Source organism: Ensifer sp. LC384, assembly GCF_001695865.1.
GTDB lineage: Bacteria > Pseudomonadota > Alphaproteobacteria > Rhizobiales > Rhizobiaceae > Ensifer.
Window position 1 is genome coordinate 299,395 of the sequence record NZ_MBST01000034.1, and the last position, 25,210, is coordinate 324,604.

24 protein-coding genes and 3 tRNA genes are annotated in these 25,210 nt (G+C 60.8%); 15 read left to right on the forward strand and 12 right to left on the reverse strand.

The features are described from left to right. Positions 1–198: 198 nt before the first annotated feature. Both BC363_RS23425 and BC363_RS23430 read right to left on the reverse strand, forming a co-directional pair. Positions 199–453: a YjhX family toxin gene (locus tag BC363_RS23425; protein ID WP_065787099.1), complete on the reverse strand. Its 255-nt coding sequence runs from the start codon at positions 451–453 to the stop codon at positions 199–201. A 175-nt stretch (positions 454–628) separates the two neighbouring features. After that, positions 629–940 carry a DUF1294 domain-containing protein gene (locus BC363_RS23430; protein WP_065787098.1) on the reverse strand — a complete coding sequence of 104 codons (312 nt, stop codon included), beginning with the start codon at positions 938–940 and terminating at the stop codon, positions 629–631. A gap of 149 nt (positions 941–1,089) precedes the next feature. Between BC363_RS23430 and gatB the strand changes: the two genes are divergently transcribed. The 5 genes from gatB to BC363_RS23455 all read left to right on the forward strand — a co-directional run bounded on the left by gatB (position 1,090) and on the right by BC363_RS23455 (position 4,796). Next, the gene (gene gatB / locus BC363_RS23435; RefSeq protein ID WP_065787097.1) at positions 1,090–2,592 is read left to right on the forward strand and encodes an Asp-tRNA(Asn)/Glu-tRNA(Gln) amidotransferase subunit GatB; all 1,503 of its coding nucleotides are present in this window, start codon (positions 1,090–1,092) and stop codon (positions 2,590–2,592) included. Positions 2,593–2,595: 3 nt separating this feature from the next. After that, positions 2,596–3,093 carry a GNAT family N-acetyltransferase gene (locus BC363_RS23440; protein WP_065787096.1) on the forward strand — a complete coding sequence of 166 codons (498 nt, stop codon included), beginning with the start codon at positions 2,596–2,598 and terminating at the stop codon, positions 3,091–3,093. Between the two features lie 148 nt (positions 3,094–3,241). Then, positions 3,242–3,712, forward strand: a complete 471-nt coding sequence (locus BC363_RS23445) for a GNAT family N-acetyltransferase (protein ID WP_065787095.1) — start codon at positions 3,242–3,244, stop codon at positions 3,710–3,712. Between the two features lie 108 nt (positions 3,713–3,820). Beyond that, the gene (locus tag BC363_RS23450; protein ID WP_065787094.1) at positions 3,821–4,216 is read left to right on the forward strand and encodes an NADH:ubiquinone oxidoreductase subunit NDUFA12; all 396 of its coding nucleotides are present in this window, start codon (positions 3,821–3,823) and stop codon (positions 4,214–4,216) included. Positions 4,217–4,343: 127 nt separating this feature from the next. Further along, positions 4,344–4,796, forward strand: coding sequence for a DUF2155 domain-containing protein (locus tag BC363_RS23455; RefSeq protein WP_065787093.1), 453 nt, complete (start codon positions 4,344–4,346; stop codon positions 4,794–4,796). Between the two features lie 214 nt (positions 4,797–5,010). On the opposite strand, the gene aat is transcribed toward BC363_RS23455, so the two are convergent. The 5 genes from aat to BC363_RS23480 all read right to left on the reverse strand — a co-directional run bounded on the left by aat (position 5,011) and on the right by BC363_RS23480 (position 8,811). Then, positions 5,011–5,625, reverse strand: a complete 615-nt coding sequence (gene aat / locus BC363_RS23460; RefSeq protein ID WP_065787092.1) for a leucyl/phenylalanyl-tRNA--protein transferase — start codon at positions 5,623–5,625, stop codon at positions 5,011–5,013. Between the two features lie 9 nt (positions 5,626–5,634). Next, a complete protein-coding gene (accC, locus tag BC363_RS23465; RefSeq protein ID WP_065787091.1) occupies positions 5,635–6,978 on the reverse strand; it encodes an acetyl-CoA carboxylase biotin carboxylase subunit in 1,344 nt (447 codons plus the stop codon). A gap of 12 nt (positions 6,979–6,990) precedes the next feature. Continuing rightward, the gene (accB, locus tag BC363_RS23470) at positions 6,991–7,455 is read right to left on the reverse strand and encodes an acetyl-CoA carboxylase biotin carboxyl carrier protein (protein ID WP_065787090.1); all 465 of its coding nucleotides are present in this window, start codon (positions 7,453–7,455) and stop codon (positions 6,991–6,993) included. Between the two features lie 23 nt (positions 7,456–7,478). After that, positions 7,479–7,925, reverse strand: a complete 447-nt coding sequence (aroQ, locus tag BC363_RS23475; protein WP_065787089.1) for a type II 3-dehydroquinate dehydratase — start codon at positions 7,923–7,925, stop codon at positions 7,479–7,481. Between the two features lie 118 nt (positions 7,926–8,043). Next, positions 8,044–8,811 carry a DsbA family protein gene (locus BC363_RS23480; RefSeq protein WP_065787088.1) on the reverse strand — a complete coding sequence of 256 codons (768 nt, stop codon included), beginning with the start codon at positions 8,809–8,811 and terminating at the stop codon, positions 8,044–8,046. A 234-nt stretch (positions 8,812–9,045) separates the two neighbouring features. Here BC363_RS23480 and BC363_RS23485 point away from each other — a divergent pair, with 234 nt between their 5' ends. Next, complete coding sequence (locus tag BC363_RS23485; protein ID WP_141690403.1) at positions 9,046–10,203, forward strand: aminotransferase class I/II-fold pyridoxal phosphate-dependent enzyme; 1,158 nt, start codon at positions 9,046–9,048, stop codon at positions 10,201–10,203. Positions 10,204–10,366: 163 nt separating this feature from the next. On the opposite strand, the gene BC363_RS23490 is transcribed toward BC363_RS23485, so the two are convergent. Next, positions 10,367–13,183, reverse strand: a complete 2,817-nt coding sequence (locus tag BC363_RS23490; protein ID WP_065787087.1) for a ribonuclease E/G — start codon at positions 13,181–13,183, stop codon at positions 10,367–10,369. Between the two features lie 759 nt (positions 13,184–13,942). On the opposite strand from BC363_RS23490, the gene BC363_RS23495 reads away from it, so the two are divergent. From BC363_RS23495 to prfB, 3 genes are all read left to right on the forward strand, one after another. Then, entirely contained in the window at positions 13,943–15,184 is a 1,242-nt protein-coding gene (locus BC363_RS23495) for an N-acetylmuramoyl-L-alanine amidase (protein ID WP_065787086.1), read from the forward strand. A 357-nt stretch (positions 15,185–15,541) separates the two neighbouring features. Then, entirely contained in the window at positions 15,542–17,995 is a 2,454-nt protein-coding gene (locus tag BC363_RS23500; protein ID WP_065787085.1) for a penicillin-binding protein 1A, read from the forward strand. A 97-nt stretch (positions 17,996–18,092) separates the two neighbouring features. Then, a protein-coding gene (gene prfB / locus BC363_RS23505) for a peptide chain release factor 2 (RefSeq protein WP_139109984.1) occupies positions 18,093–19,224 on the forward strand; the annotation gives its coding sequence in 2 pieces (ribosomal slippage) (positions 18,093–18,161 and positions 18,163–19,224; 1,131 coding nt in all). A gap of 89 nt (positions 19,225–19,313) precedes the next feature. Here prfB and BC363_RS23510 read toward each other — a convergent pair. Both BC363_RS23510 and BC363_RS23515 read right to left on the reverse strand, forming a co-directional pair. Further along, a complete protein-coding gene (locus tag BC363_RS23510) occupies positions 19,314–19,823 on the reverse strand; it encodes a hypothetical protein (protein WP_065787083.1) in 510 nt (169 codons plus the stop codon). 112 nt (positions 19,824–19,935) lie between these two features. Continuing rightward, positions 19,936–20,709 carry an NAD kinase gene (locus BC363_RS23515; protein ID WP_065787082.1) on the reverse strand — a complete coding sequence of 258 codons (774 nt, stop codon included), beginning with the start codon at positions 20,707–20,709 and terminating at the stop codon, positions 19,936–19,938. A gap of 159 nt (positions 20,710–20,868) precedes the next feature. On the opposite strand from BC363_RS23515, the gene BC363_RS23520 reads away from it, so the two are divergent. Continuing rightward, positions 20,869–20,944 (forward strand) — tRNA-Thr (locus tag BC363_RS23520). A gap of 183 nt (positions 20,945–21,127) precedes the next feature. On the opposite strand, the gene BC363_RS23525 is transcribed toward BC363_RS23520, so the two are convergent. Beyond that, positions 21,128–22,069 (reverse strand): LysR family transcriptional regulator, encoded by a 942-nt coding sequence (locus BC363_RS23525; RefSeq protein WP_065787328.1) that lies wholly within the window; start codon positions 22,067–22,069, stop codon positions 21,128–21,130. A 141-nt stretch (positions 22,070–22,210) separates the two neighbouring features. On the opposite strand from BC363_RS23525, the gene BC363_RS23530 reads away from it, so the two are divergent. Together BC363_RS23530 and BC363_RS23535 are read left to right on the forward strand one after the other, a co-directional pair. Next, a complete protein-coding gene (locus BC363_RS23530; protein ID WP_065787327.1) occupies positions 22,211–22,831 on the forward strand; it encodes an FMN-dependent NADH-azoreductase in 621 nt (206 codons plus the stop codon). Positions 22,832–22,961: 130 nt separating this feature from the next. Then, positions 22,962–23,258 (forward strand): hypothetical protein, encoded by a 297-nt coding sequence (locus tag BC363_RS23535; RefSeq protein WP_065787326.1) that lies wholly within the window; start codon positions 22,962–22,964, stop codon positions 23,256–23,258. Between the two features lie 285 nt (positions 23,259–23,543). Here BC363_RS23535 and BC363_RS23540 read toward each other — a convergent pair whose 3' ends face one another. Next, complete coding sequence (locus tag BC363_RS23540; protein ID WP_065787081.1) at positions 23,544–24,419, reverse strand: RNA methyltransferase; 876 nt, start codon at positions 24,417–24,419, stop codon at positions 23,544–23,546. A gap of 218 nt (positions 24,420–24,637) precedes the next feature. On the opposite strand from BC363_RS23540, the gene BC363_RS23545 reads away from it, so the two are divergent. From BC363_RS23545 to BC363_RS33765, 3 genes are all read left to right on the forward strand, one after another. After that, positions 24,638–24,722: transfer RNA gene (locus BC363_RS23545), tRNA-Tyr, on the forward strand. A gap of 23 nt (positions 24,723–24,745) precedes the next feature. Continuing rightward, positions 24,746–24,819: transfer RNA gene (locus BC363_RS23550), tRNA-Gly, on the forward strand. A 272-nt stretch (positions 24,820–25,091) separates the two neighbouring features. Beyond that, positions 25,092–25,210, forward strand: a 119-nt coding sequence (locus BC363_RS33765) for a GTP-binding protein (RefSeq protein ID WP_139108845.1), incomplete at its 3' end; no start/stop codon positions are given.

Genomic DNA, 25,210 nt, shown 5'->3' on the forward strand with positions numbered 1-25,210 from the left:
GTGCTTGCCGGCATAGGTCTTTGCGCCAGGGAAGCGGCGATCGTCGGCGCTGCCGATGTCGGCCGGATGAAGGCGCCTGGCGGAGAATGCCTTTGTCGATTTTCTCTTTGTGATAGAACCGCGACCATTCCCGAAATTCGCTAGAGGTCTCGGACGAGATGCCGAGCGTGCGCCCGGCATCTCCATGGGTTTCCCCGATCAGCGATTGTTGAGTTCCGATCGGACCAGATGCAGGCCCCGCTCGGTGATGCGATAGGGTTTGCCGGCCGATGACGAGATCGCTTTCTTGCGCTTCAGTTTGCGGAAGAGCTCGAGGTCGAAGCCTGGATAGACCCATCCGTCGCGTGTGAAGCATCGGATTTCGCTGATCGCCTTGCCGTCACGGATGATTTCGATACGGCCGCCTTGGGCCAAATGATAAAGAATGCGCTGCTCAGCGCGTGAGATATCCATTTCTGAATGTTCCGGAATAGCGTTCGTGAGAACGCAAAAAAACGTTCCGCAAATCTTGGGAAAAGCGGGGTTACGTTTCCGGCCCGTGCGCGCAATCTCTGGGAGAAAGCGGGCAAGGGCCCTTACCGGGACTCAGAAGAAGAGAACATCAAAACTCCATTCGAACGAACGTTTCCTAGAAGAGACCGGCAAAGGCGTCAAGATATCCGCCGGCAGCGAATGTGCAGGCGATGACCGCGATCGTCTGAAACAGGACGATCAGAATGAGCCGTGTTCGAAACGGCTCCTTGCGCGTCTTGTGCCTGAAGACCTGGCGGCCGGCCATCGCACCTATGCTGCCGCCGAAAAACGCCGACGACAGCAATGTCCGCTCACGGATGCGGCGCCAGCCTGATCGCGCCGCATGCTTGTCGTACCAAAAGAGACAGAAGGTTGTGGCGTTGATCGCGACAAGGAAGCACACGAGCGTGGCCGTGGTGACGGGCATATTCGCCTTTTGCCATGGGAGGCGCTAAGCGGCGGTTAAACCGTGCGCCCTGTCATCGCGGGATGGCTGATCGCGCCTAACAACTTGCACCATTGCGGCAATTGCTCTACCGAGAAACCAAGAATTCAGGCTTCAAAGAAGAGCATGATATGAGCATTGTCGACGTCCGCACTCCCGATTCCAAACGCTTCATTCCTGGCGCCACCGGCGACTGGGAAGTCATCATCGGCATGGAGGTCCATGCCCAGGTGCTTTCCAATTCGAAGCTCTTCTCGGGTGCATCGACCGAATTCGGCAAGCCGGCGAACGCCAACGTATCGCTGGTCGATGCGGCCATGCCTGGCATGTTGCCCGTCATCAACGAGGAATGCGTCAAGCAGGCGGTGCGCACCGGCCTCGGCCTCAAGGCCGCAATCAACAACCGCTCGATCTTCGACCGCAAGAACTATTTCTACCCCGACCTGCCGCAGGGCTATCAGATCTCGCAGTTCAAGGATCCGATCGTCGGCGAAGGCAAGATCATCATTTCCGTTGGGCCCGATCGCCAGGGTCAGTTCGAAGACGTCGAGATCGGCATCGAGCGCCTGCATCTCGAGCAGGACGCGGGCAAGTCCATGCACGACCAGCATCCGTCGATGTCCTATGTCGACCTCAACCGCTCTGGCGTCGCGCTGATGGAAATCGTCTCCAAGCCCGACATGCGGTCGTCCGACGAGGCCAAGGCCTATATGACCAAGCTGCGTTCGATTGTGCGCTATCTCGGCACCTGCGACGGCAATATGGACGAAGGCTCGATGCGGGCCGACGTCAACGTCTCGGTCCGCCGCCCCGGTGAAGGCTTTGGCACGCGTTGCGAAATCAAGAACGTCAACTCTATCCGCTTCATCGGTCAGGCGATCGAGTACGAAGCGCGTCGCCAGATCGGCATTCTCGAAGATGGTGGTTCCATCGACCAGGAGACGCGCCTGTTCGACCCGAACAAGGGCGAGACGCGCTCCATGCGCTCCAAGGAAGATGCGCACGACTACCGCTACTTCCCGGATCCGGATCTGCTGCCGCTCGAGTTCGACCAGGCCTTCGTCGATGCGCTAAAGGCCGACCTGCCGGAACTGCCTGACGACAAGAAGGAACGCTTTGTCAGCGACATGGGCCTGTCGGTCTATGACGCCTCGGTACTCGTATCCGAAAAGTCGATTGCCGATTATTTCGAGGCCGTGGCCGAAGGCCGTGACGGCAAGATTGCCGCAAACTGGGTCATCAACGACCTGCTCGGTGCCCTGAACAAAGCCGGCAAAACCATTGAAGAGACTCCGGTTTCCCCCGCTCAGCTCGGCGGCATCATCGATCTCATCAAGGCAGAGACGATTTCCGGCAAAATCGCCAAGGATCTCTTCGAAATCGTCTGGAACGAAGGCGGAAATCCCGCGGAGATCGTCGAAGCGCGCGGCATGAAGCAGGTGACGGACACCGGCGCCATCGAGAAGGCAGTCGACGAGATCATCGCCGCCAACCCGGATCAGGTCGCCAAGGTGCAGGCAAAGCCGTCGCTGGCCGGCTGGTTCGTCGGTCAGGTGATGAAGTCGACCGGTGGCAAGGCCAATCCGCAGGCCGTCCAGGCTCTGGTCAAGGCCAAGCTCGGCATCGAGGAATAAGCGATGTTCTTCGTCCGCACAGCGAGCGAGCGCGATCTGGAAAAGGTTCGCGCGCTGCTGGTCGAAACGTGGCACGCGACCTATGAGACCTTCTATGGTGTCGAGAAGGTCAACGAACTGACAGGGCGCTGGCATTCTCTGCCGGCGCTGAAGGCTCGCCTGGAGCGCAAGAACGCGGAGTTCCTCGTCGCCGACAATGGTCGCAGCATCGGTGGCATGGGCTATGCGTCCATGTCCGATACGTTGAAGAAGACCATTGTACTCCACCAGCTTTACGTTCTGCCGAAACTCCAGAGGCAGGGCATCGGACGCGACATTTTCGCCGAACTCGAAACCTGCTTCCCCGATGCCGAACGCATGCGGGTCGAAGTCGAGCCGCAGAACCTCCATGCGCTCGCATTCTATCGGGCGCACGGCTTCTCTGAAGTTGGTCAAACGAGCAATTGCGGTGACGATCAGTCGGGACTTCCGGCACTCATTCTCGAAAAGCCGCTGGTCTGACGCGCCATTCCTTCTGACTCTGGGCTGCAGATTTACGGCCGTGGCCTTGTTCTGTGGAAAAAAAAGCGCGGAACAATGTCGCTGTCACGAACCTGTAGCCTTGTGATGATTGACGCTTGGCGCTCATTGCCAAGCCTCGAGAGGACACATGGACGCGACAACCGACTTCGAGATCCGCAAGGCCGAACTAGCGGATCTTCCTGCCATCATCTCGCTCTTTGCCGCCGACGAGGTTGGTGGACACGGAGATACGACCGAGCCTGAGGCTTTCGCTGACTATCTCGCCGCTTTCGCGCGGATCGAAGCATCGCCGCTTCAGACGCTTTATGTTGCCCGCCTCGGCGAAGAAGTGGTCGGTACTTTCCAGACGGCATTGTTGACGTCTCTTCCTGGGCGCGGCCAGCCAAGACTGGTGATCGAGGCGGTGCAAACCCGAGAAGACATGCGCGGCCGCGGCATTGGCGCGTGCATGATGCGCCACGCGATCGAGCGTGCACGTGAGGAGGGGGCAGGAAAGGTGCAACTCTCCTCGAATGCGACGCGAACGGCTGCGCATCGCTTCTACGAGCGTCTCGGTTTTGTGCGCAGCCATTTCAGCTTTCACATGCCGTTGAAATGACCGCGGTTGCCTCGGAATCACTGGACAAGCCTGGAGTGGCGGGGCATAAGCGGGGACATAGTTTTGGTATCCGGCCGCCTTCCCAACGGTCGGTTGAGGACGGCATCCATGAAGCTCCTGCTGCAGATTTTCACCTGGTGGAACCAACAGACGATCGGAACGCGGTTTCATACCTGGCGTAACGGTCAACGTGTCGGCGAAGACGAGCTCGGCAACGTCTATTATCAGGGCGGCAAGGACTCCGAGGGCCGTACGCGCCGCTGGGTGATTTACAACGGTTATGCCGAAGCCTCTGCCATTCCGGCCGGCTGGCACGGCTGGATGCATCACCGCACCGACATTTCGCCTGCAGACGAAAAATACGTCGCTCGCGAGTGGCAGAAGCCGCATCGCCCGAACCCGACCGGTACGGCCAACGCCTACCGGCCGCAGGGCTCGATTGCAGGTGCTGGAGCACGCCCGCGCGTGACGGGCGACTACGACGCCTGGACGCCGGGTTCCTGAGACGCTTGTCGTCGGAGAAGGTGCGCCGCCCGTGAAAAGGTCCAGTGACCACGGGGCGGCCACATTTCATGTTTAGCGCCTGATATCCATCAACGGTGAATGAAAAGCGCGCGGGAGACAGGCGGGAATGGCGGGTTCTTATCTGCGGAAAACAATCGGCCAGATGTCGAGCCGGCTCTGTGTCGCCGCGCTTGCCGCGCTGCCGTTGGTTTCCGCGACCGGTACGGCCGAGGCCGCGCGGATAAACAACGCCGTCGCCGTGTTTTCCGGCATCGACAAGATCACCGGCCGCATCACGACGTTTGACGTCTATATCGGCGAGACCGTCCAGTTCGGCGCCCTGCAGGTAACGCCACGCGTCTGCTATAACCGGGACGACACCGAAGCCCAGAAGATCACGACCTTCGTCGAAGTCGACGAGATCACGCTCGACCGCAAGATCAGGCGGATCTTCACCGGCTGGATGTTTGCCGACAGCCCCGGCCTTAACGCCGTCGAGCACCCGGTCTATGACGTCTGGCTGCAGTCCTGCAAGGCAACGTCGGACCTGCCGCCACCAGACACCGCCTCCAAGAAATAGCGTTGTCTTGCCCGCCGCGATCGAAAGCGGCACCGATATCCTCCATCGATTTTCCTGCACTCGCTCTGTCCTGAAACGCCTGCGGCACGCGGGGTCGTGCGTGCAGCAAGGAGCGCGCTCACTGAGGCGTGCGTCTCCTTGCTGGATGCCTGAACAGGGCGCGCTCGCAATCGAAACGACTTATCCGTTGGGATGGCCAATATCGGCCATGCGCTCAAAACGATAGATCGGGCGAGTTCATCGCGTTGGCGAGCATGATCTCGTACTCGGCCTTCGGCACATCGATCGCGCCGAAGGATTTCAGATGCTCTGTGGTGAACTGGGTGTCCAGCAGTTCAAAGCCCCTGGCGCGCAGGCGTTCCACCAGATGCACGAGACAGATCTTGGAGGCATTCGTGCGTCGGGAAAACATGCTTTCGCCGAAGAATGCCGAGCCCAGAGAGACGCCGTAGAGGCCGCCGACCAGCACGTCGTCCTCCCAGGCTTCGACACTGTGTGCGTAGCCCATCGAGTGGAGCGTGGCGTAGAGGCTGCGGATCTTGTTGTTGATCCAAGTGGTCGGACGATCGGGCGCCGGCGCGGCGCAGCCTTCCATGACGGCCTCGAAGGCCGTGTTGAAGCGGATGTCGAAGTGGCTCTTGCGGATTGTCTTTGCGAGACTGCGCGAGACGTGAAAGCCATCAAGCGGAATGACGCCGCGAATTTCCGGCTCGACCCAGAAAAGCTCCGGATCGTCGGCCGAATCGGCCATTGGAAACAGGCCTATGGAATAGGCGCGCAGCAGCATGTCCGGTGTTACGTCGGGTTGCTTGCTGCGCGTCCCTTTCAATGCACGGTCCTATTCGGACGACATGGCCAGATGGTGCTCCAGCCAATGGATGTCATATTCGCCGTTTGCGATATCCTGATTGTTGATCAGGTCCTGGAATAGCGGCAGCGTCGTCTTGATGCCGTCGATGACGAACTCGTCAAGAACGCGACGAAGGCGCATCATGCATTCGACACGTGTGCGGCCATGCACGATAAGCTTGCCGATCAAGCTATCGTAATAGGGCGGGATCCGGTAGCCCTGATAGGCGCCCGAATCGACACGAACGCCGAGACCGCCCGGTGCGTGGAAATGCGTGATCGTGCCCGGCGAGGGGACGAAGGTACGCGGATCTTCGGCATTGATGCGGCACTCGATCGCGTGGCCGGAAAACACGATGTCTTCCTGCTTGACCGAAAGCCCGCCGCCCGATGCGACACGGATCTGTTCGTGCACAAGGTCAATGCCGGTGATTGCTTCGGTGATGGGATGCTCTACCTGAAGGCGGGTGTTCATTTCGATGAAATAGAACTCGCCGTTCTCGTAGAGGAACTCGATCGTGCCTGCACCGCGGTACTTCAGCTTCTTCATGGCATCGGCGCAAACCTGACCGATCTTCATGCGCTGTTCGACGTTAAGGGCAGGTGAGTTTGCCTCTTCCCAGACCTTCTGGTGGCGTCGCTGCAAGGAGCAGTCACGCTCGCCGAGATGGATGGCATTGCCTTCGCCGTCGCCGACGATCTGGATTTCGATGTGGCGCGGCCTGCCGAGATACTTCTCCATGTAGACCGCGTCATTGCCGAAGGCGGCAAGCGCCTCGGAACGAGCGGTTGACACAGCCTCGTCGAGGTCAGCCTCGGTCTTTGCGACCTTCATGCCGCGGCCGCCGCCGCCAGCAGTCGCCTTGATCAGAACCGGGAAGCCGATCTTGCGCGCGACTTCGAGCGCATTTTCCGGCCTCACTTCGCCGTCCGAGCCCGGAACCACGGGGATGCCAAGTTCCTGCGCCGTCTTCTTGGCGGTGATCTTGTCGCCCATGATGCGGATATGTTCCGCCGTCGGCCCGATGAAGGTGATGTCGTGCGCGTCGAGGATTTCGGCGAACTTGGCGTTTTCCGACAGGAAGCCATAGCCCGGGTGCACGGCATCAGCGCCGGTGATTTCGCAGGCGGCGACGATCTGGTGAATGTTCAGATAGCTATCGCGCGACGGCGGAGGACCGATGCAGACGCTTTCGTCGGCGAGGCGCACGTGCATGGCGTCGCTGTCGGCCGTGGAGTGGACGGCCACCGTCGCGATGCCGAGCTCTTTACAGGCGCGCAGCACGCGAAGGGCGATTTCGCCGCGATTGGCAATGAGAATTTTCGAGATCATCGCAGCGGCGCCTTATTCGATTACGATCAGCGGCTCGCCATATTCGACGGGGGCTGCGTCCTGGACGAAGATTTCTGTCACCTTGCCCGAACGCGGGGCAGGGATCTGGTTCATGGTCTTCATCGCTTCGATGATCAGGACTGTCTGGCCTTCCTTGACCACGGTACCGACCTCGATGAACGGGCGGGCGCCTGGAGCCGGTGCGAGGTAGGCAGTGCCGACCATCGGGGCCGTGACGGCGTTCTTGGAGTTGCGGCTGGTCTCGGCCGGAGCGGCAGCCGCGACGGGATGCGCAGCGTTGACCGCCGGCTGGGCCTGGTAGGTCGGCATCGAGACGGCGACGGGCGTGCCGGCGCGCGATACGCGAATGCGAAGGTCTTCCTGCTCCACTTCGATCTCGGTGAGGTCGGTGTCATTCAGGATATTGGCGAGATCGCGGATCAGCGCCTGGTCGATACCGGGTTTCTTGTCAGCCATGGGATATGAGCCTCGTGTTCTTTTTATTTCGACGTTTCTGTCAGGTTCTTTAGCGCATGCAGCGCCAGAATGTAACTCTGCGCGCCGAAACCGCAGATGACGCCTTTGACCGCCGGGGCGATCATCGACTTGTGGCGGAATTCTTCACGCGCGTGGATGTTGGAAAGATGCAGTTCGACCACCGGGATGCCGATCGCGCGGATGGCATCGTGCAGCGCGATCGACGTATGGCCGTAGGCAGCCGGATTGATCGCGACGCCTGCCGCCTTTTCGCCGGCCTCATGCAGCCAGTCCACGAGCGTGCCTTCATGGTTGGATTGCCGGAAATCGACTTCCAGTCCCAATGCCTTGCCTTCCGCGGTGCACATCGCCTCGATGTCGGCGAGCGTCTGGCCGCCATAGATCCCCGGTTCGCGCTTGCCGAGCGCATTCAGGTTGGGGCCGTTCAGCACGAAAATTTTGGTGGGCATGCGGGATTCCGGTCCAGTGATAGAGGGTTACCTATAGACTGATGGTCCCGCGAGGAAAAGCCCTTTGGGTCCTCGCGGGATTTGTCCACAGTTGGGACTGGTCGTCCAATGCAGGCGGTCAGCAGGCGGTCTTGCCGCAGCTGCGCATATTGGACACCTTGGTGCTGATTTCCTCGGCGCCGACTGCGCCGAACACGGCCTCGTTGCCGATCACGTAGGACGGCGTGCCGGTGATGCCGAGATCGTTGGCAAGGGTGTAGGCCTCGCGCACGGCCGCGTCATGCGGCTCCTTCTCCATCTTGGCACGCAGCTGCTTTTCAGTGACGCCCAGCTTGCCCGCAACGGCGATCGCCGTTTCCTCGGTTGCGCGGTCCTCGCCGCCGAGCAGGGCGCGGTGGAACTCGCCGTACTTCTCGGGTGCAACCAGCCGGAACGCGGCACTGACCTTGTGGGCGGCGAGCGAATCCGGGCCGAGGATCGGCAGTTCCTTCAGCACAAAGCGGACATTCTTGTCCTTGGACAGGATTTCGTCCATGTCCGTCAGTGCCCGTTTGCAGTAGCCGCAGTTGTAGTCGTAGAACTCAACGACCGTGACGTCGCCGTCCGGATTGCCAAGCACCATGTCGTAGTCTGAGTTGAAGATCGCCTTCTTGTTTTCGGTGATCGCACCTTCAGCCGCTTCCTGCTGCTTGGCACGCTGCTTTGTGGCCAGCGCCTCCTGGACATCAAGCATGATTTCCGGATTGGCGAGCAGGTACTCCTTGATGAAGGCGCCAAACTCTTCCTTCTGTTTCTGGTCGAGCGCGAGTGCGCTTTGCGGCAAGCTCACCCCTGCCATGAACGCGGCAAGCGTTCCGGCGGCAATCATTTTCGTGCTGAAATTCATTTTTACCTCGTTGTCTCTGCCTGCCCTGTCTGTCGTCCATGTCGCGATACGGCGTCAATGCGCGCTTGTAAAAGACAACAGGAATCTCCAACACCGCAACACGCGGGCAGCATAGGGTGGGCCCCGGTGAAACGAAACGGCAAAATCGGCGGAAATACGGCGCTCGCGCACTTGTGAAGCTCTAAGCGATCGGGCAAAGGGGCGACATGTGAGCCGCTTTTTGAGGATATTGCCTTGGTAGAATTGTCGAACCGCAGCGCCGTCGAACCCTTTCATGCCATGGACGTACTGGCAGAGGCGACGCGTCGACGCGACGCCGGGCACCCGGTGATCTCAATGGCGGTCGGGCAACCAGCGCACCCTGCGCCGAAGGCCGCATTGGATGCGGCGCGCAAGGCGCTCGAGCATGGTCGGCTCGGCTACACCGATGCGCTTGGCACATTGTCGCTGCGAACCGCGATCGCCCACCACTATCAGAAGCGCCATGGTATCGCGCTCGACCCACAGCGCATTGCCGTGACCACCGGATCGTCGGCCGGGTTCAATCTTGCCTTCCTCGCGCTCTTCGATCCCGGCGATTGCGTGGCGATCGCCCGGCCCGGCTATCCCGCCTACCGCAATATCCTCGCAGCGCTCGGCCTGACGGTCGTCGAGGTGGAAGCCAATGCCGAGAGCGGCTTCACGCTGACGCCGGAAAATCTGGCGCGTGCAGCCGCGAAGGCAGGGCGGCCGCTGAAGGGGGTTCTTCTGGCAAGCCCGGCCAACCCGACGGGAACGGTCACCGGCAGGGCGGGTCTCAAGGCGCTGGCCGACTATTGTCGCGCCGAAAACATCGCCTTCATCTCCGACGAAATCTATCATGGGTTGACCTTCGCCGGCGAAGAGGCAAGCGCTCTGGAGGTGACCGACGACGTCTTCGTCATCAACTCCTTCTCCAAATATTATTGCATGACGGGTTGGCGGATCGGCTGGATGGTACTGCCGGAGACGCAGGTTCGCGGCTTCGAGCGCATCGCCCAGAGCCTCTACATCTCGCCGCCGGAATTGTCGCAGATTGCGGCGGAGGCTGCGCTCGGTGCAACGATCGAACTCGACGGCTACAAGGCGGCCTACGCGGCCAATCGCGACATGCTGCTGAAGCGCCTGCCGGAGATCGGCTTTTCGATCGCGTCACCGATGGATGGCGCTTTCTACGCCTATGCGGATGTCAGTCGCTTCACCAACGACAGCATGGCCCTTGCCCGCCGCATGCTGGCGGAAATCAACGTCGCGGCAACACCCGGCTTCGATTTCGATCCGCTTGAAGGGCATCGCACGATGCGTTTCTCCTATGCCGGGTCGATGGCCGACATGAGCGAAGCGATGGACAGGATCGCCCGCTGGATCGCCTGATCTTCTGCAGTTTCAGGAACTTGCGGCCGTTGCCGGACTCTTTTTGAGAAGCCCTTGATTCAAACTCGCAGCTGAATGGGCGCTTGCGGTTGTCGCCAAATGGAAACGAAAAAGCCCGGACCGAGGTCCGGGCTTTTCTGTTCGTCCGAAGTTCAGGCGTGGCTTAGAAGAAGCCGCGGCGCTGCCACCATCCGCCCTTCTTGGGCTTGGATTGGTCTTCTTCGGTGCCTTCGTTCTTGTTCGTGACCGTCGAGGTCAGCACCGGTTCCGATGCGATCGTCGAAAGGTCGCGGTTTGCCCGGGCGGGCTTGCCTTCTTCGAGGTCAGCGGCAGCGTCTTCGATTGCTGCCGGCACCGGCTCAGCCGCTTCCGGCTGTGCTTCGACCGCGGTCTGCGCTGCCTCGTCGACACTGATGACAGCCTCCTCGGCCTTGACGGCCTTCTTGCGTGTGCGCTTCGGCTTGGCGGCCTTCTCTACGACCGGTTCTACGGTTTCCGCGATGACCTCGGCTTCGGCAACCACGGCTACTGCTTCAACCTCGGCTGCCGCCGGTGCTTCCACGTCGCCTTGCTCGCCGGCTTCGCCATCGCCGGATGCAGCAGTCTGCTCTTCGCCCTCGACTTCACCTTCGCCCAGTTCCGGGCGATTGCGGCGACCGCCACGCTTGCCGCGACGGCGACGCTTGCGCTTCTGTTCGCCGTCGGCGGTCAGCGCATCCGTATCGGTTTCGTCCTCGTCGCCATCGGTCTCGGCGGCGTCATCGGCGTCATCCGCAGCATCGGCTTCCTGCGCGGTGGCGCCTTCCGCCTGCTGGCTGCCCTTGCCACGACGACGGCGGCGGCGCTTGCGCTTGCGGCCGTTCTGGTCGTCGGCCTGGGCGGCGGCCTTCGGCTGCTCCTGGCGCTGTTCGGCGACAACTTCTTCTGCTTCTTCCTCATCGAGATCCTCTTCGATCACGATGTCGTCGTCCTCTGGCTCCGGCTCGAAGTGCAGGATCTGTTCGATCTTGACGGGGTTTTCAACCGGCTCGCCGCGATCAATCGCAAAGTGCTGCGCGCCGACATGGGCGTCAGCCTCGATGATGATCAAGACGCCGAAGCGTTGTTCGTAATCCATGATCGTGCCGCGCTTCTGGTTGAGCAGATAGAGCGCGATATCGGGGATCGTGCGAACGGTGATGTTGTGGGTGGTGTTCTTGAGTAGATGCTCTTCGATACCGCGCAGCACATGCAACGCGACCGAAGACTGCGAGCGGACGTGACCCGTGCCGTTGCAATGCGGGCAGGTCTGCATCGTCGATTCGAGAACCGAAGCGCGAATGCGCTGGCGCGACATCTCGAGCAGACCGAAATGCGAGATGCGGCCGACCTGGATGCGGGCGCGATCGTTCTTCAGGCAATCCTTCAGCCGCTTCTCGACCGAGCGGTTGTTCCGCTTTTCTTCCATGTCGATGAAGTCGATGACGACGAGGCCGGCAAGGTCGCGAAGGCGCAACTGGCGGGCGACTTCTTCCGCGGCTTCCAGGTTGGTCTGAAGTGCCGTGTCCTCAATCGAATGCTCGCGGGTCGAACGACCGGAGTTGACGTCGATCGAAACCAGAGCTTCCGTCTGGTTGATGATGATGTAGCCGCCCGACTTCAGCGTTACCTGCGGCTGCAGCATGCGATCAAGTTGTGCTTCGATGCCGGAGCGCGAGAAGATCGGGTGCACGTCACGGTAGGGCTGAACCACCTTGGCGTGGCTCGGCATCAGCATCTTCATGAAGCCCTTGGCTTCCTTGTAGCCTTCCTCGCCGGAAACGACGATCTCGCTGATGTCCTTGTTGTAGAGGTCGCGGATCGAGCGCTTGATCAGGCTGCCTTCCTCGTAAACCAGGCAGGGGGCAGTCGAGTTGAGCGTCAGCGTGCGGACGTTCTCCCAAAGGCGCATCAGATATTCGAAGTCGCGCTTGATCTCGACCTTGGTGCGGTTGGCACCGGCCGTGCGCAGAATGACACCCATGCCCTGCGGCACTTCGAGGCCGCGTGCAATTTCCTTCAGGCGCTTGCGGTCCTGCAGGTTGGTGATCTTGCGGGAAATGCCGCCGCCACGTGCCGTGTTCGGCATCAATACCGAGTAGCGACCGGCAAGCGACAGGTAGGTCGTCAGCGCTGCGCCCTTGTTGCCGCGTTCTTCCTTGGCAACCTGAACGAGCAGGATCTGGCGGCGCTTGATGACTTCCTGGATGCGGTACTGCTTGCGCGGCTTGCGAACCTGGCGATCCGGAACCTCTTCCATCGCGTCTTCAGCGCCGACGGATTCAATGATTTCCTTCTCGCCGTCGTGGCTGTCGTCATCATCGTCGTCGTCATCGCGGCGACGACGGCTGTCGACGTCCTCGGAGATCGAATCGGTATCGACCATGGCGGCCATCTCGCCGCCATTGCCTTCTTCGCTTGCTTCCGCCTCTTCGGTTGCCGCAGCTGCAGCGGCCTCTTCAGCGATCTTCGCCTTCGTGCGGCGCGGGCGCTTCGGCTTTGCCTTGGGCTTTTCGGCGGGCACCTCGGCCTCGACGACAGCTTCAACTGCCGTCTCGGTGGCTTCGGCGACGACTTCCGTTTCGGCCGCAATCTCCAGATCAACCGGCACGCTGAGCGCGCTCTGGGTCGGCGTTGCCGTTTCGACGTGCTCGACATCGTCGTCGCGGCGCGCTTCTTCGGCTTCCGCCTTCAACAGCGCCTGACGGTCGGCGAGGGGGATCTGGTAGTAGTCAGGGTGGATTTCGGCGAAGGCCAGGAACCCGTGGCGGTTGCCGCCGTAGTCGACGAAGGCCGCCTGGAGCGAAGGCTCCACTCGCGTCACCTTTGCCAGGTAGATATTGCCGCGGATCTGCTTCTTGTGTTCCGATTCGAAGTCGAATTCTTCTATGCGGTTCCCGCGAACGACAACGACGCGCGTCTCTTCAGAGTGAGACGCATCGATAAGCATTTTCTCTGCCATCTAAGTTGTGCTCCTCGGCGCGACAACGGAACGGGCGGCAGACGTTCTTCCATGGGAAGACTGCCACTCGCGTCAGAGGTTGCGCCGGATGTGAAAGGTCCTGTCTGGTGCAGGTGATGGTGCAGCAGCCAGATGGCAGCCGGAACGGTTACGTTCCGGGGCCTCTCTACTTCTGACCGATACCGCTGAGTCAACATCAATGACCAAACAAGAATGCCAATGTCAAAGGCCTCATAAAGACCCGATGAATGCGCCCGCTTGCGGGCTTGCCGGTGAAAATCACCGCTAAGAACTCCGGCCACCGCCGGAAATTTACGATCCAGTGTACAGGGAGGAAATGCAGCGACGGCGGATGAACACCTTGCGGCCGCGGAAAGATGATACGGTTGCAACCGGCAATTCCGGCTCGATCACTCCCTGGCGCCAAGCTCTGGAAAGCTCCGGCTGCCCGGCCGACGATTCTATCCCGTCAACACTTTCTCCTTGTGATGCTTTTATGTTTTCTATGTCACATTGGCAAGGGAAAAGCCTGTGCCGCCACAATAATGATCGATTCGCTTGCCCCGGTAGAGTAGGTCGGGGGACGGCGAATCGCATGCCTTGGCCGCGTTGCTGAAGGAGCGCTGTCAAGCTTTGGTTAACCATAAGGGTTCATTGATCAAGGGATGTCGCGGTGTGCGCGGGCGGACGCCCGACGCATCTGCCGCTCGGATTTCGTGGATTGACGGAGAGACCGGCGTGAAGCCTTCGGCTATTCATATGCGCGCTTCGCTATTGTCGGCACTGCTGCGCGGCGGCGCGCGCATCGTGGCTTCAGTGTTCGTTGCGGGCACCTTGCTGGGGACTTTGCCGATGGCATACGCGGCCGAGCCCGTGCCGTTGTTGGCATTCGGTGCACGGGTTGCCGGTGACGACGCACGCACGCGCGTCGTCGTCGAGTTCGATCGGAAACCCGACTTTTCCATTCATTATGTGGCAAACCCGGTGCGTGTCGTCGTCGATCTGCCGGAAACCGCCTTCGGCCTGAAGCCCGAGAGCCTCGAGCCCCGTGGGTTGTTCGAAGCCATTCGATATGGCGGCATGGGCGCCGGCAGCTCGCGCCTCGTGCTGTCGGCCAAAGGGCCGGTCGCGGTGACCCGTGCCGAAGTCATCGAGGAGGAGGGCGGCAAAAGTTATCGCCTCGTCGTCGACGCTGAGAAGGTGGACCAGACCCGTTTCGACGCGCTTTTGGGCGACCAGCAGTGGACCGGCTCGGTCGTCGCCGCCAAGACGGACAGGCCGACAATTGCCCCGGCGCAAAGGACCGGCGCCTTCGTGATCGCCATCGATGCCGGCCATGGCGGTATCGACACCGGCGCGATCGGCAGCGGCACGAAAACTGAGGAAAAACACGTCACGCTTGCCTTCGCGCAGGAGCTTGTCGCCACCCTCAACCGCGAAAGCGGCGCCGAAGCCTTTCTAACGCGTGACAAGGATGTGTTCCTGTCGCTGCCGCAGCGGGTGCAGATCGCCCGCAACAAGGGCGCCAATCTGTTCATTTCGATCCATGCCGACACGCTCAGGCAGAAGGACATCCGCGGCGCGACGGTCTATACGATCTCCGACAAGGCGTCCGACCATCTGGCCGCCGACCTGGCGCAGCGTGAAAACCTCTCCGACGAGATAGCCGGTGTACCGCTCCAGAGCGAGCCGGCAGAAGTCGCCGATATCCTGATCGATCTGACGCGTCGCGAGACCCAGGCTTTCTCGGTCAACATGGCGCGTACCGTGGTGTCGTCTTTCGAGGGACAGATCAATCTCATCAACAATCCGCACCGTCACGCGGGCTTCCGCGTGCTACAAGCGCCGGATGTTCCGTCGATCCTGCTCGAGCTCGGATTCATGTCGAACAAGGACGACGAGAAGCTGTTGCTCGATCCGGAGTGGCGCAAGAAAGTGTCCGGTCTGCTTGCCGTTGCCATCAAGCGCTACCGTGAACAAGCGGTCGCAAATGGCGGCTGACGTCTGATCGCGACGATCTGCTTGACGGCGCGGCGAACGAAGTGATTTGTGTCGCTCCGGTAACAGCGATATGCTTTTCAACAGGATGCGCACTCGATAATCGGAAACAAGCCCTATTTTACGCACAATCCGGGACCTAACCCGAATTGCGCCCGGATTTGTTGGGAAACAGTGTTGATGCCCGGTGCCCCTCGCCATATGAGGAACTGGGTGGGCGCGTGTAGCCGCAATGCCAGACGATTTCTGATAGAAGCGTTTGGCCAGGCCGACGAAATGCGGACCGTTGGGACGGGAAGCGTCTCGATCGGTTTATGTGGCCTGGCGATTGGACGATAATAAGGTACCGGTATCTGACTGATGATCAGACTGATTGGATATTTCTTCGGCATTGGTGCGTTCTTGCTGCTCGGTGTCGCCGCGGCCGTTGCCATCTATCTCGGCAGCGTCACCAAAGATTTGCCGGATTACGAGGTGTTGGCGAAGTATTCACCGCCGGTCACCACGCGCTTTCACGCCGGCAACGGCGCGCTGATGGCGGAATACGCCCGCGAGCGGCGCCTCTACCTGCCGATCCAGGCGATCCCCGACCGCGTCAAGGCGGCGTTCATTTCGGCTGAAGACAAGAACTTCTATCAGCATCCCGGCGTCGATATCACCGGTCTCGCGCGCGCCATCGCCGTCAACCTCCAGAATTTCGGATCGGGTCGCCGTCCTGTCGGCGCGTCGACGATCACCCAGCAGGTCGCCAAGAACTTCCTGCTCTCGTCGGACCAGACGATCGACCGCAAGGTCAAGGAAGCGATCCTCTCCTTCCGCATCGAGCAGGCCTATAGCAAGGACCGTATTCTCGAACTCTACCTCAACGAGATCTTCTTCGGCCTGAATTCCTACGGCATCGCCGGCGCAGCGCTGACCTATTTCGACAAATCGGTCACGGAACTGACCGTTGCCGAAACCGCCTACCTGGCGGCTCTGCCAAAGGGCCCGGCCAACTACCATCCGTTCCGCAAGGCCGATGCTGCGATCGAGCGGCGCAACTGGGTCATCGACCGCATGGTCGAAAACGGTTACGTCACGAAGACGGATGGCGAAGACGCGAAGAAGCAGCCGCTCGGCGTCAATCCGCGCCGCGGTGGCGCGCATCTCTTCGCCTCCGATTTCTTCGCCGAGGAAGTGCGTCGGCAGATCATCCAGAAATACGGCGACAACGCCCTTTATGAGGGCGGCCTTTCGGTCCGCACCTCGCTCGATCCGCGCATGCAGATCGCGGCGCGCAAGGCACTGCAGGAAGGGCTGCTGAGCTATGACGAGCGCCGTGGTTTCCACGGTCCGGTCAAGTCGATCGAGATCGGCGGCGACTGGGGCGAGCCGCTCGGCAAGGTCGTGGCCTTGGCCGACGTGCCGGAATGGAAGCTGGCCGTCGTCCTCTCGGCCGATGGCCGGGGTGTCGAGATCGGCATCCAGCCGGACAAGGAAGCGTCCGGCAAGATCATCGCCGAGCGCGTGACCGGCCATATCTCCGCAAAGAACATGCAGTGGGCCTACCGCTCGGCCGGCGGCGAGCGCAAATCCGCCAAGTCGCCGGAAGGTATCCTAGGCCCGGGCGACGTCGTCTATGTCGAGCCGCTGGCGGACAAGGGCGAATACCGCCTGCGTCAGCCGCCGAAGGTCCAGGGCGGTCTCGTCGCGATGGACCCGCAGACCGGCCGCGTGCTGGCCATGGTCGGCGGCTTCTCCTACGGTCAGTCGGAATTCAACCGCGCGACCCAGGCAATGCGCCAGCCGGGTTCCTCGTTCAAACCGTTCGTCTACGCTGCCGCGCTCGACAATGGCTATACGCCTGCATCCGTCATTCTCGATGCGCCGATCGAAATCGTCGCCGGTGGCCAGGTCTGGCGCCCGGAAAACTATGGCGGCGGCTCGGCCGGCCCGTCGACGCTGCGCCTCGGCATCGAAAAATCGCGTAACTTGATGACGGTTCGCCTCGCCAACGACATGGGCATGAACATCGTTGCCGAATATGCCGAGCGCTTCGGCATCTACGACAAGATGCCGCCGTTGCTGGCGATGTCGCTGGGCTCGGGCGAAACGACCGTTCTGCGCATGGTGTCGGCCTATTCGGTTCTTGCCAATGGCGGCAAGCAGATCAAGCCGTCGCTGATCGACCGGATCCAGGACCGCTACGGCAAGACGATCTTCCGTCATGAAGACCGGACCTGCGACAACTGTAACGCGGCTGACTGGGGTAACCAGGAAGAGCCTGTGCTCACCGACAACCGCGAGCAGGTTCTCGATCCGATGACCTCCTATCAGATCACTTCGATGATGGAGGGCGTGGTTCTCAGGGGCACGGCGGCCGGCAAGATCACGCTCGATCGTCCGGTTGCAGGCAAGACCGGTACCACCAATGACGAGAAGGACGCCTGGTTCGTGGGTTACACGCCCGATCTCGTTGCCGGCCTCTACCTCGGCTTCGACAACCCCGCTCCGCTCGGCCGCGGCGCGACCGGCGGCAGCCTTGCGGTGCCGATCTTCAACAATTTCATGCAGGAAGCCGTCAAGGGCACGCGCCCAGGCAAGTTCGTGGTTCCGGAAGGCATGAACATGATCGCCGTCAACCGCAAGACAGGCATGGCCGCCTACGAAGGCGAGCCGGACACGATCATCGAGGCCTTCAAGCCCGGCACCGGACCGGCCGACACCTTCTCGGTCATCGGCGGCCTCGACCAGTATGTGCCGCCGGAGGAAATCTTGAAGAATTCCCCGCAGGCTAACCAGGCCGTTACCTCCGGTTCCAACGGCCTGTTCTAGACCTATCCTCCGTCTTGCGATGCCCGCCGCCTTTACATCAGCGGCGGGCATCGCTATTTGACGCTCACGTTAAATCGGGTTCACAAGAAGCAGGATCATGCGCAGCGAAATCGAGAATATTGTCGACGAGATCAAGCAGGCCATAAGCCTGCTGAGGAGGCATCTTTGACTGGGATCAGGCGGTAAGACGACTGGACTGGTTGAACAACAAGGCGGAAGATCCGTCGCTGTGGAATGATGCTGCCGAGGCGCAGAAGCTGATGCGCGAGCGCCAGCAGCTCGACGATGGCATCAACGGCCTGCGCCGTTTCGAGCAGCAGCTGAGCGACAACATCGAACTGATCGAGCTCGGCGAAGAAGAGGGCGACGCAGCCATCGTTGCCGACGCCGAACAGGCGCTGCGCGAACTGTGCAACGAAGCGGCCAAGAAGCAGGTCGAGGCGATGCTGTCCGGCGAAGCCGATCAGAACGACACCTATCTCGAAGTGCATTCCGGTGCCGGGGGCACCGAGAGCCAGGACTGGGCAAACATGCTGTTGCGCATGTATACCCGTTGGTCCGAGCGCCAGGGATACAAGGTCGAGCTGATGGAAATTCAGGACGGCGAAGAGGCGGGCATCAAATCGGCCACCCTGCTGGTCAAGGGCCACAATGCCTATGGCTGGCTGAAGACGGAATCCGGTGTTCACCGCCTGGTGCGCATCTCGCCCTATGACAGCAACGCGCGTCGCCATACGTCGTTCTCTTCGATCTGGGTCTACCCGGTCGTCGATGACTCGATCCAGATCGACATCAACGAGAGCGACTGCCGTATCGACACCTATCGCTCGTCGGGCGCCGGTGGCCAGCACGTCAACACCACCGACTCCGCCGTGCGCATCACCCACATGCCGTCCGGTATTGTCGTGCAGTGCCAGCAGGAACGTTCGCAGCACAAGAACCGGGCCAAGGCCTGGGACATGCTGCGCGCCCGTCTTTACGAGTCCGAACTGAAGAAGCGCGAAGACGCGGCCAACGCCGAGGCGGCATCGAAGACCGATATCGGCTGGGGCCATCAGATTCGCTCCTACGTGCTGCAGCCCTACCAGCTGGTCAAGGACCTGCGGACCGGTGTCGAAAGCACGGCGCCGGGCGATGTGCTGGACGGCGAGTTGAACGAGTTCATGGAAGCCGCACTTGCTCACCGCGTCAGCGGCGGTGCTGACGCCGCCGTGGATGACCTAAACTAACCTCACTGCGGCGGCGTTCGCGCCGGCATGACGTAGTGAGTACGAGACGAAGAGGGCCGGGTGTTTTCATTCGGCCCTTTTTTGTGACATCAGTTCGATGCCCGCTCGACCTTGATGTCGCCGAGATCGTCGATCAGCACGGTCCAGCTCTCCGGCTCGCGTGCGGCAGGGTCGGTCTTCAGATAGACGGTTGCGAACATGCCGGGTTGTGCGGTCACACCTGTTGACGTTTCCGGCCGTATGTCCGTGACATAAGCCTTCAGCGACGAGAACTCCTCGAGTTCCGCAGAGGAGACGACCTTCGGTCCGGCGGGCGTCGCCTCGATCTGCTGCAGATGGATCTGTGCGGTGCCGTCCTGTTGCCTAACAGCGATCAGCTTGTAGTAGCCGCGCCGCGCACCTTCGGCACTCCCCGGTTCGGCAGGTGTTTCCGCCTGCGTGCCGTTCGGGTCCAGTGCCGAAAGTGGATCGCCGCTTTCTTCCCAATAGCCGGTGCTGGTGACGAAGGTCACTTCGGGCGAAACCACATTCGCATTCTCCGAATTGGCGTTCACGCCGACCGGGGCGAGAAGAAGCGCAAGGAGGAGAGGCTTGTGCATCGCTTTGATTTCCTGTTCGAACCGCGACGCGGTGCTTGTTCCAAGATTGATCCTTCGCCGAGTGCCCGGCGATCGCAGAAATTATACCATATCGCGCGTTGAGACCGTCGGCTCAATTGGAAAATTGCTCGGCCAGGATGCGGTCGGACCAGGAATGATCGGGATCCGAGAGGATGCGGGCGGTCATGTTTTCCGATTCGGCGATGCGCACCTTCGCCACCGACTTGACCTCTTGGTGGTCGGCCACGGCGTTGACCGGCCGTTTGTCGGCCTCGAGGATCTCGATCTCGACGGTGACATGGTTCGGCAGCAGGGCGCCGCGCCACCGCCGCGGACGGAACGGGCTGACGGGCGTCAGCGCGAGAAGGGGCGCTTCCAGCGGCAGGATCGGCCCATGGGCGGAGAGGTTGTAGGCGGTGGAGCCCGCGGGCGTGGCGAGCAGCAGACCGTCGCAGGTCAGTTCTTCGAGCCGGGTCTTGCCGTCGATGACGACGCGCAGCTTGGCCGCCTGGTAGGATTGCCGGAAAAGATAAACTTCATTGATCGCAAGCGCCATGAATGTCGAGCCTTCACTGTCGGTGGTCTGCATCTCCAGCGGGTGAAAGGCGTTCTCGACGGCATTGCAGATGCGCGTCGTCAGGTTTTCGCTGCTGTAGCGGTTCATCAGGAACCCGACCGATCCCCGGTTCATGCCGTAGACTAGTTTGCCCGAGTTCATCGTCTGGTGCAGCGTCTGCAACATGAAGCCGTCGCCGCCGAGCGCGACGATGACGTCGGCCTTGTCGGCATCATGATCGCCGTAGATCGCCTTCAGATCGGCCGCCGCCTTTTGCGCCTCTTCGGCGGGCGAAGCCAGGAACGCGAGAGAAGTGAACGTGCGGGCCATGAATTTTCAGTCCGTTCAACATGTTGAGCATCGCCGCGGTGGCCGAGCCTAGGCTTCGTTTCTGGCACGACATGGCCCTAAACGCATCTGAAAAATTGGGAGAATTCGCAATTTTGCTTTACACGCCGTGAGATTGTGATAACTCCCACCGCTGAAAGTGCCCTTATAGCTCAGTTGGTAGAGCATCTGATTTGTAATCAGAGGGTCGGGAGTTCGAGTCTCTCTGGGGGCACCACTTTTTTCCAAGATAGTATTTGTCTTTGCGCCGCCTCGATCCGGCGCATAGGTGGTGTTTGGCGGACGCCGGCAGGGCGAAGTTGGCCGAACGTTTGCCGTATCTTGACCGCGCCTTGACCAAAGATGCTCTGACCTTGGGCGACGCGCTTCGCGGCGCCTGCCTGCGGCGCCACGTGCCTGCTCAGATCTCGAACGATCCGGCGCTCCTCGGCGTAATCTCCCGGCACTTTTGCAGGGCGTTCAGAAGATTGTCGGCGAGATAGTCGATCAGGGCACGCGTCGCCGGCAGCATGCCGTGACGCGACGGAAAGACGAGATGGACGACGACGTCGCCGGAACTCCATTCCGGCAGCACGGGCGCAAGCACGCCGGCGCGGAAGGCGCGCTCGCAGATGTGGTCGGGCAGCAACGCCACGCCCATGCCCTCGATCGCTGCGCGTTCGAGGATGAGGAAATCACTGCAGCCGATGATCGGCCGGTGCGAAATTTCGGTGGCATTTCCTTCGCCATCGACGAGGCGCCAGACATCGGCGGCGTGCTGCTCGTTCATCGACAGCGTCGGCATCTCGCTCAGATTGTCGATCGTGACGTCGTCGAAGCGCGCGAGCAGGGTGGGGCTTGCCGCCAGCCTCTGACGCACCTCTCCGAATCTGCGGATGATCAGCTGATTGTCGGTGTCCAGTTGATCGCGGGCGCGCAGCGCCACGTCGATCCGCTCCTCGATAAGATCAATCCGCCGGTTGGTGGCGGTGATCAGCAGACGGACGCCGGGATAGCGGCGATGGAAGGCGGGCAGGATGTCGGCAAGCATCGGCGTGAAGCCGAGCGGGCAGGCGAGCCTGACCGTGCCGGTCGGCTCGGCCTTGACGGCGGCGATCTCGGCTTCCGCCATGGCGATGCCATCGAGCAGGCCCTGGCAATGTTCGTAGAACACCTGCCCGATCTCGGTGACGCGAAGTTTGCGGGTCGAGCGCTCCAGCAGCCGGACGCCGAGCTGCTCTTCGAGGCGTGCTACGTGTTTGCTGAGCTTGGATTTAGGGATATTCAGATCGCGCGCGGCGGCACTGAAGCCGTTGTTGCGCACCACAGCCGCGAAGAGGGCGAGGTCGTTCAGGTCCTGCATCTGTTTTTCGTCTCCCATCGCCGGATCGCCGGTCTCACTGTTTCCATTTGGAAACAGTATGTCAAACAACCGCTGACTTATCGCGCGATTGTTTTCCAATCATATGTGATGCACCGCAACGCCAACACAAAGGTGCTCCACATGAACGTCCTTCACATCGACTCCGGTATCCTGGGTGATCACTCCGTTTCCCGTCGCCTGACCGCGGCGATCACCGCCCAGATCAAGGCAGACCGCCCGGATGCCAACGTCACCTATCGCGATCTCGCCACCAGCCAGATCCCGCATCTGACTGGCGCCCAGATCATGGCGCCTGCCGATCTCGCAGGTGTTGACGCCGGCCTGGCTGCCGAAGTCAAGATCGGCCGCGAGATGCTCGAAGAATTCCTTGCTGCCGATACGGTCGTCGTCGGTGCGCCGATGTACAATTTCTCCATTCCGAGCCAGCTCAAGGCCTGGATCGATCGCCTGGCTGTCTCCGGCAAGACCTTCCGTTATACCGAATCCGGCCCGGAAGGCCTCGCCAAGGGCAAGAAGGTAATCGTCGCTTCGACGCGTGGCGGCCACTATTCCGCCGGCCCCGCCTCTGCAATGGATCACCAGGAAGCCTACCTGAAGACGGTCTTCGGCTTCTTCGGTATCACCGATGTTGAATTCGTCCGCGCCGAAGGCCTGAACCTCAGCGCCGACTCCAAGCAGTTCGCGATCGCCGAAGCCGAAAAGACCATTGCCGAAGGCACCGTCCTTCGCCTGGCAAGCTAAAACAAGGGTTCAGCGGATCACGTCAGTGGTCCGGTGAAGGGGCGTTGGCCCCCATTGCGGACGGTGCCGGTTGCACATGCAGCCGGCATTGTCCGTTTTCGCATGGGCTGATTTGTATTATGATGCGCTCATGAGAGACCGGCGGAGAAGGCCCTTGGCTGTCATCGCTGCGGTGGTCGCACTGGTGGCTGCCGACGTCGGTTATGCGTCGCCACCTGACACGCGTTGCACCTGCCGCAACCGGGACGGCGCCAAATACGAGCTCGGCCAGATCGCCTGCCTTCGCGTCGGCGGCATCTCTTATCTCGCCCGCTGCGAGATGAACCTCAACGTCACCACATGGAAGAAACTTCGCGACGGCTGCCCCACGGCGAACAGCCAGACCCTATGGCTTCGCGTGGATAAAGATATAGCGATGCGTTTCTGACGACAGCGACGGCTTGCACGACAATCGGCTGCGAGGCGAGGATTGCGTCGTGCTGCATCGGTGCAGAGACCCGTAAATCGGTCGAACACACCCAATCAACCGTTACGACAGATGCCCCAATCTCTCCGGTTGCGCGCAGCCGGAGAGATTTGCAGGTGTTCGGCGGCCTTACTGCATAATTCCTTAAATCGGAATCGATTTAAGGACAAAATTATGCATCAACTCAAAGTGTTACAGCGACCTTTGCGCGTCTAAATAGACGCGCGGCGCTGTAACGACCGGGACTTACTTGTTCAGGAACTGGCGCGCCGCATACATGGCGATCGCAGCCGCATTCGAAACATTGAGCGATTTGATCGCGCCGGGCATGTCGAGGCGGGCGAGCGCCTTGACGGTCGATCGTGTTTTCTGCCGGAGGCCCTTGCCCTCGGATCCGAGCACCAGCGCGACCTTGTCGCCCGCGAAGCTGCCTTCAAGCGGGGCCGGTCCCTCCGAATCGAGCCCGATCGTGTGGAAGCCAAGCCGATGCAACTCCTCGATCGTGTCGGCGAGGTTGGTGATCTGGATATAGGGGATCATTTCCAGAGCGCCGGAGGCCGATTTTGCAAGAACGCCCGATTCGGTCGGACTATGGCGGATCGTGGTGATCAACGCCCCCGCATCGAATGCCACGGCCGATCGCATGATCGCGCCGACATTATGCGGGTCAGTGACCTGATCGAGCACGAGGATCAGCCGGCATTCGCTGAGCGCTTCAAGTTTGCGCAGTGGCAGCGGCTTTGTTTCGAGCATCACGCCCTGGTGGATCGCGTCTGGACCGAGAATCTTGTCGATATCCTGCGGCGCAACGGTCTCGACCGGGAAGGGGAGTTCCGAGAGTTCGCCGAGTTCGAGCCGCGCCGCAGCGTTCTGCGTCACGCACAGGCGAACGATCTGGCGCGTCGGATTGTCGAGGGCGGCCCGCACGGTGTGCAGGCCGTAGAGAAGCACCTGCTCGGGCGCGAGCGCCGGCGGCTTCCAGTCGCCTGGCTGTTTGCGCCAACGCTCCTGCTTTGGCGTCGGGATTTCCCCGCGTTCGCGCTTGGCGTCGCGATGCGCGCGTCTGAGAGTGGCGTAATGGGTGTTCTTGGCGCTCTTGTCGCCTGCGTTATCTTTGCTCATGCCCGCCTTATAGAGCGCTTCGCTTGGCCTGGGAACGGAATTCGATGGCAGTGGACAAAGGGGGCCTGTGGAGAATTTCACAAAAATTCGGTTTTGGCGTGTTGACAGGAGCAGGGCGGGCGGTCATATACCCGGCGCAGATTGAGAGGCGGCAACGACAAATCGCTGGATGTCTCACGATCTCAAATGCTTGGTCGACTTGATCCCGACAGAATAATGGAGGGATGCCCGAGTGGTTAAAGGGGACGGACTGTAAATCCGTTGGCTTCGCCTACGTTGGTTCAAATCCAACTCCCTCCACCATTCTGCTTCTGGATCGAAGGCCCGCGGGTATAGCTCAATGGTAGAGCAGCAGCCTTCCAAGCTGAATACGCGGGTTCGATTCCCGCTACCCGCTCCAGCAGCGCTGACCTTCTTCTGCTATTTAACGTTACGCTTCAATTGCTCTTCGTAAGCCGTTGTTTGTTCTTTCGTCGCTCGACGAGATGATTCGGGAATCTGTCCAACTTGCATCTCTGATGCGCCGTTCCTACATGATGGTAGGAAGAGGCCGCCGTGGCTGGTCCGGGCGCACGCAATTAAGTCTTGCGCAAATCCCTTGAAACCCTTAAACGGCTCCACAAACCGGCCCCGCCGGCTGATCAATCATACTTGACCACAGGAAACGTACCCATGGCAAAGAGCAAATTTGAGCGCAACAAGCCGCACGTTAACATTGGCACGATTGGCCACGTTGACCATGGCAAGACGTCGCTGACGGCAGCGATCACGAAGTACTTCGGCGAGTTCAA

Excerpts from the sequence above, each read along its gene's own strand:
- accB (WP_065787090.1), bottom strand. The coding sequence starts at position 7,455 with ATGGCTGACAAGAAACCCGGTATCGACCAGGCGCTGATCCGCGATCTC.
- BC363_RS23515 (WP_065787082.1), bottom strand. The coding sequence starts at position 20,709 with ATGGCCCGCACGTTCACTTCTCTCGCGTTCCTGGCTTCGCCCGCCGAA.
- gatB (WP_065787097.1), top strand. The coding sequence starts at position 1,090 with ATGAGCATTGTCGACGTCCGCACTCCCGATTCCAAACGCTTCATTCCT.
- BC363_RS23480 (WP_065787088.1), bottom strand. The coding sequence starts at position 8,811 with ATGAATTTCAGCACGAAAATGATTGCCGCCGGAACGCTTGCCGCGTTC.
- BC363_RS23490 (WP_065787087.1), bottom strand. The coding sequence starts at position 13,183 with ATGGCAGAGAAAATGCTTATCGATGCGTCTCACTCTGAAGAGACGCGC.
- BC363_RS23535 (WP_065787326.1), top strand. The coding sequence starts at position 22,962 with ATGAGAGACCGGCGGAGAAGGCCCTTGGCTGTCATCGCTGCGGTGGTC.
- BC363_RS23530 (WP_065787327.1), top strand. The coding sequence starts at position 22,211 with ATGAACGTCCTTCACATCGACTCCGGTATCCTGGGTGATCACTCCGTT.
- aroQ (WP_065787089.1), bottom strand. The coding sequence starts at position 7,925 with ATGCCCACCAAAATTTTCGTGCTGAACGGCCCCAACCTGAATGCGCTC.
- BC363_RS23430 (WP_065787098.1), bottom strand. The coding sequence starts at position 940 with ATGCCCGTCACCACGGCCACGCTCGTGTGCTTCCTTGTCGCGATCAAC.
- BC363_RS23450 (WP_065787094.1), top strand. The coding sequence starts at position 3,821 with ATGAAGCTCCTGCTGCAGATTTTCACCTGGTGGAACCAACAGACGATC.
- BC363_RS23510 (WP_065787083.1), bottom strand. The coding sequence starts at position 19,823 with ATGCACAAGCCTCTCCTCCTTGCGCTTCTTCTCGCCCCGGTCGGCGTG.
- BC363_RS23425 (WP_065787099.1), bottom strand. The coding sequence starts at position 453 with ATGGATATCTCACGCGCTGAGCAGCGCATTCTTTATCATTTGGCCCAA.
- BC363_RS23525 (WP_065787328.1), bottom strand. The coding sequence starts at position 22,069 with ATGCAGGACCTGAACGACCTCGCCCTCTTCGCGGCTGTGGTGCGCAAC.
- BC363_RS23445 (WP_065787095.1), top strand. The coding sequence starts at position 3,242 with ATGGACGCGACAACCGACTTCGAGATCCGCAAGGCCGAACTAGCGGAT.
- BC363_RS23440 (WP_065787096.1), top strand. The coding sequence starts at position 2,596 with ATGTTCTTCGTCCGCACAGCGAGCGAGCGCGATCTGGAAAAGGTTCGC.
- BC363_RS23495 (WP_065787086.1), top strand. The coding sequence starts at position 13,943 with ATGCGCGCTTCGCTATTGTCGGCACTGCTGCGCGGCGGCGCGCGCATC.
- BC363_RS23540 (WP_065787081.1), bottom strand. The coding sequence starts at position 24,419 with ATGAGCAAAGATAACGCAGGCGACAAGAGCGCCAAGAACACCCATTAC.
- accC (WP_065787091.1), bottom strand. The coding sequence starts at position 6,978 with ATGATCTCGAAAATTCTCATTGCCAATCGCGGCGAAATCGCCCTTCGC.
- BC363_RS23500 (WP_065787085.1), top strand. The coding sequence starts at position 15,542 with ATGATCAGACTGATTGGATATTTCTTCGGCATTGGTGCGTTCTTGCTG.
- BC363_RS23455 (WP_065787093.1), top strand. The coding sequence starts at position 4,344 with ATGGCGGGTTCTTATCTGCGGAAAACAATCGGCCAGATGTCGAGCCGG.